The 1269-nt window shown below is 40.9% G+C and carries 1 protein-coding gene; it reads left to right on the top strand.

Going from position 1 to position 1269, the window contains the following annotated elements; translation table 11 throughout:
* Positions 1-592 precede the first annotated feature (592 nt).
* Positions 593-1021, top strand: coding sequence for a hypothetical protein (locus LHL20_RS20935; protein WP_226434692.1), 429 nt, complete (start codon positions 593-595; stop codon positions 1019-1021).
* Positions 1022-1269 lie beyond the last annotated feature (248 nt).

A 1269-nucleotide genomic window follows, 5' to 3' on the forward strand; every position in this document is an offset into this window, starting at 1 on the left:
ATTAGGCTCCAAGCTGAAAGTAAACCACCTCCGCAGCCATTTATTGGTGTGGTCTACAGAGGATTATGTCTTTTTAGAGGGGAAAATCCCTAGAACCCCTTTAAAGGCGCAGAATCAAACTGTTCGATTGCTTGTTGTAAGGTAAGGGGGGCGGAAGATTCTTGAAAAAAGTTGGCGTATTTGCCAGCTGCAAGGGCTTTATGTTGCGATAAATCGATAATAGCTTGGTCTCGCTCAACCGCATATGCAGGTAGCGATAGTAAACCGAAAATTAAACAAAGCAACAGACATCTTAAATGCATTGTTAACACTCTCAAGCACTTAAACGTCCGGTGTAACGTGCTGCCAAATAGTTATTATTAATGTGAAGTGGCTAAGCAAGTTGGCAAAACAAACGGTTGTATAACGATGTTGGTCTCGCCGCGGCTAATGTCACTAAACTAACTGAATTACTGGCATTGAGGAAGCAAAAGTTTGTGATTGGCGTCTTGTTTTAAAGGTGTAATTAGATACGGATATAGAATATTTTGCCGTCAGGCATGGTTATCTTCAACTATACTTCTATTCAGAAACGGTGGAGGGGATTCATACCATGAAAGAGAAGGGCAGTTTCGAAATATGGCGTAGTGATAATGTTTTGAGTGCCAGTGTAACCGGCTTGTGGAATGGTTCTGTGGCAGCTCGCTACCGTTCAGAGTTTATCAAACACGCCTCTATGCTGTTGCACGACCGTTGGGCACACATTGTATATCTTGACAATTGGGTACTGGGCACACCTGAAATCGAGCCGATCATCAAAGACTTGGCGCATTGGTGTAATAACAACAATCTCGCTTGCGCTGCGCATGTCTACAGTAGAAATATGCTTAAAGAATATCAGCTAAATAAAATGTTGGTATCAGAAAGTAACAAATTTGAATTACGGCATTTTAATAGTATCGAGGAGGCAATAGATTGGCTTCACGATGAGGAGTTTGAAGTACGCTATCCCGAACAAAAAGTGGCCAGACGTTTCGCTTAGCTTGTTATTCGAAGTTGCCTCATAAGTCTTTAACAACTAATTAATAAGTATGATGGAAGTGATTTAGTATTTGAAGTATGGCTCGAATTACATCACCATAGAAAAAAGGTAAAAAATGGCACTGTAATGGGTACACGAGAACAAGCAACTGAATCGCCACTAATTTCCTAGACGCCTCTCAGTTAGATAAACTAACTGAAAAGAGAGGTGCTTATGAGCGGTAAACGCTACCCTGAAGAATTTAAAAT

Origin of the sequence: Alteromonas sp. McT4-15 (assembly GCF_020515205.1) — a bacterium.
In the GTDB taxonomy this organism is placed as follows: Bacteria; Pseudomonadota; Gammaproteobacteria; order Enterobacterales; family Alteromonadaceae; genus Alteromonas.